The following is a 3,544-nucleotide window of genomic DNA, read 5'->3' as shown; positions in this document are numbered from 1 at the left end:
CCGCAGGATCTCGGGGGTGTACGCGTCGAAGACCGCGTCGTTGTGGGTCTTGCGGTACGTGCCGAACACCGCGCGGACGAACGGGTCCATCTCGTAGCCGTATGCGCGCAGGCCGGCCTCGACCATGCGCAGCCCACCGTTGGGCATGATCGCCCGCTTGAGCGGGGCGTCGGTCTGCAGGCCGACGATCAGCTCCCGGTCGCGGTCGATCCAGCCGGGGGCGTGCGAGGTGATCGTGGAGGGCGTCGCGGTGTCCACGTCCAGCACGCCCTTGCGGCGCTCCTCGGGGAACAACGCGGACACCTTGTCCCACACGGCGCGGGTACGCGGGGTGGCCTCGCGCAGGAAGTCCGCGTTGCCGGTGTAGGGCGTGTGGTTGGCCTGGATGAAGTCGCGGACGTCGATGGTGTCGTTCCACGTCCCGGGGCGGAAGTCCCGCCAGGGCGCGTGGTCGGCCTGCGGATCGGACGCGACGTCGATGGTGGTCATGATGGCCCTTCGGATGGCTCGATCGACCGGGTCTGCTCACCTCCCACGCTGGTCGCGGGCCGCCGGGCCGAACAGGGTCCAACGGCCCATCGGAGAGAGCCGATCGGGCCGGGGCGCAGTCGCGCGGCGGTGTTCTCGGCGGCGCGTGCGTCGCCTCAGTCCCCTCCCAGGCGTGGGCGCAGTCGGCGACCGGTGATGGCGCCGGGGTGTATTCGGGTCCAGAGCTCGCGTGTGCCGTCGGACCAGGTCGGGGGCAGGGCCGCCGTGAGTCGGTCCACGTCCGTCGGATCGGTCACGGGTTCGGCGTCGCCGATGATCAGCACGCTCCAGCCCCAGCGGGCGAACCGGATCAGATCGTCCACCTCGAAGGCCACCCGGCCGACCAGTTCGGCGGGGTGGGAGCCGGCGACGCTGCGAAAGACCACGTCGCCTCGATCGATCAGGTAGTCGACGGGCAACACGAAGGGTTCCGGAGTCATCGCGGGCGCTACCCGGCCCACTTCGTGCAGGAGCAGTCGGGCACGGCACTCCTCCTCGGTCATCACGACCAGTTCCCGGGTGTCGGGCGCGGGGGTGGACGGGTCCGTGGGCGCGTGGTTGGGCGGTGCGTCGACGGCTCCGCTCAGCAGCCGTTCGGCGCTGGTGCCCAAGGCGCCGGCGACGCTCGCGAGGGCCGCGTGGGACACCGGCGCCGATCCCGCTTCGAGTTCTTCGAGCCAGGTCACCGGAAGGTCGGCATGACGCGCGAGTTGCCGCAGGGTGAGTCCGAGGCCGCGGCGGCGCGAGCGCACGCCGACGGCCAGGGCGAGGTGGTCGGGGCGGAGCGTTCCCGCCGTCTCGTCGTGCATGGGTGGTACCTCCGTCGGTGGGGGGTGGCGCACTCGAACCGACGGTGGCGCTCCGGGGCGGGGTTCGACAGGGCCATTGGACCCGGCGGAGGTCTGAAAGCCGAGCCGGGACCGAGCCCGTCGAGCAGTGCTCGCAGCACGGACGGCCGCCGCGCGGCCTCGATCCGAAGGCAAGGACAGCGCCCGGATGGCCATCCAGGCGAGCCGCGCGCGGGACCGCCGGGCCATGAGTGGCCGCCGTCGTGCACGACGGCGGCGCGGGCACCACGACTACACCCGCCCGATTCGGCACACCCCAGGTAGTGGCCCCCAGGCTCACATCGCAAACCTCGACGCATCGCCGGCACCCGAGGAACTCGACGTTCGGCAACGCCTGATCGCATGACGAGCCGAACTGTCCGCGGCCGAGATTGGGGCCCGCTGTCGACCGTCGCGGTCGAATGTTTCGACACCAACGCCGCTTCGGCGTTCCGTTACCACCGCACTCCCGGTCACCGGTGGTCGGCCGTCGACGTCCGGTGGTAGAGGACCACGGGTGTGTACGGCCACGTGGGCGTGAACGGCGCCAGGGCCAGTCGAACGGCGCCTCGCACGCGGCGAAAGGCGGTGGCCGTCGGGGACGCGCCGACCGTGACTTCCGCGAGGACCATGCTCTCGCGCGCTGTCAGATCCACATGCACATCGGCGGGGGCGGTCACGCCCGCGAGGGCGAGGGCCACGGCGCGGGTCACCACCCTGTGGGCCGTGGGGCCCACCGGGGAGAACGCCGCGTGGCAGGCCGCCTCGATGTCCTCCCGGCGGCACAGCACGTCCGCTCGTGCGAGCAACCCGCCGCGGGCGTCGACGGGTCCGCAGACCACCAGTGGAACCCCGGCTACCAGCGCGCACACCGCGCCCTGCTCGCGGACGGTCTGCGGCCCCGCGTCCGCACGCACGTCCACGACGACGTCGACGTCCTGGGCGAGCAACGGACATCCGCGCCCGGCCGTCCAGGCCACGCAGGGTTCCTCCGTATCCGCGCCCGGTTTCTCGTGGCAGCGCAGCACGGTGTGCCCGGCCCGCGTCAGGTCCGTGGCGACCTCCCGGCATCCACCCGAATGCGACTCGGTGATCACGATCTTCAATGCCCGTCCGTGCACAATCCCTCCCCTGGGTCGTGTCACAGCCTGCCTCCTCCCCGAGATCGGCGGCAGGGCCGAACGCCTCTCGGAACATGGCTCGTTCGTGAGGCTCGCGCATCACCCGTCGGCGCCTCGCGCGCCGGCCCACTCCGGGTGGCGCACGCCGTGGCGCTCCGGATTCGGACTCGGCTTCGCGCGCTCCCACCGACGGAAACGGTCGCGGACCCTCGGCCAGGCACCGGACTCCGCCGCCATCTCCCGCCATCGGCTGCCGGTGCGGAACCACCGGATCACGTCTTCGAACCGGTCCCGCACCCGTTCCGGACAGGGACCGAATCCGCCTATCGGCAGGAGCGGCTCGATCGACTCCCACTTTCCATCACCGAGTTGAGGTGCTCTATTCCTTCCGGACTGAATCGTCGGTGTGCCCCGGGCCGGCGATCGGCCCGGGGCACCGGTGTACGTCGAGGCCGACTCGGCCCGTCATGCCCTCAGGTCCGGTGCCGCTCGTTGCCCTGATGCAACTCGGTCGCGTACACCGCCGCCTGGACCCGGCGCTCCAGGCCGAGCTTGTTCAGCACCGCCGAGACGTAGTTCTTGACGGTCTTCTCCGCCAGGCCCAGGCTCTCGGCGATCTCCCGGTTGGTCTGGCCCTGCGCGATGTGTTCCAGGACCTGCTTCTCGCGCTCGCTGAGCCCGGTCGGACCCGGCTCGGCCGCCGGTCCCTTGCGGACCCGTTCCAGGACACGCGTGGTCACCGCCGGATCCAGCAGGGATTGCCCGCCGGCCACCGCGCGCACCGCCGCGATCAGGTCCTGCCCGCGGACCTGCTTGAGCACGTATCCCGCCGCCCCGGCCATGATCGCCGCGAACAACGCGTCCTCGTCGTCGTACGAGGTCAGGATCAGCGCGTTGATCTCGGGAAAGCGCGAGCGCACCTCCCGGCACACGTCGATACCGCTGCCGTCGGGCAGGCGCCCGTCCAGGATCGCGACGTCCGGACGCAACGCCGGGATGCGCCGCGCGGCCTCGGCGGCCGAACCCGACTCCCCGACGATCTCGATGTCGGGTTCACCGCCGAGCAGG

5 protein-coding genes are annotated in these 3,544 nt (G+C 71.7%); all 5 read right to left on the bottom strand.

Annotated features, from left to right (window positions below; all coding sequences use genetic code 11):
- Positions 1-489, bottom strand: a 489-nt coding sequence (locus tag A3IC_RS0113425) for a pyruvate formate lyase family protein (protein WP_026218217.1), incomplete at its 3' end; no start/stop codon positions are given.
- Positions 490-644: 155 nt separating this feature from the next.
- Positions 645-1,337 carry a helix-turn-helix domain-containing protein gene (locus A3IC_RS54215; RefSeq protein ID WP_020550568.1) on the bottom strand — a complete coding sequence of 231 codons (693 nt, stop codon included), beginning with the start codon at positions 1,335-1,337 and terminating at the stop codon, positions 645-647.
- 491 nt (positions 1,338-1,828) lie between these two features.
- Entirely contained in the window at positions 1,829-2,476 is a 648-nt protein-coding gene (locus A3IC_RS0113415; protein WP_158695943.1) for a hypothetical protein, read from the bottom strand.
- A 99-nt stretch (positions 2,477-2,575) separates the two neighbouring features.
- Positions 2,576-2,875: a transposase gene (locus A3IC_RS73495; RefSeq protein WP_079026431.1), complete on the bottom strand. Its 300-nt coding sequence runs from the start codon at positions 2,873-2,875 to the stop codon at positions 2,576-2,578.
- Between the two features lie 74 nt (positions 2,876-2,949).
- The coding region (locus A3IC_RS54205) for a response regulator transcription factor (RefSeq protein ID WP_020550565.1) at positions 2,950-3,544 on the bottom strand (595 nt) is incomplete at its 5' end.

The organism is Embleya scabrispora DSM 41855, assembly GCF_000372745.1.
GTDB lineage: Bacteria > Actinomycetota > Actinomycetes > Streptomycetales > Streptomycetaceae > Embleya > Embleya scabrispora.
This window is presented reverse-complemented; position numbering and strand designations above follow the sequence as displayed.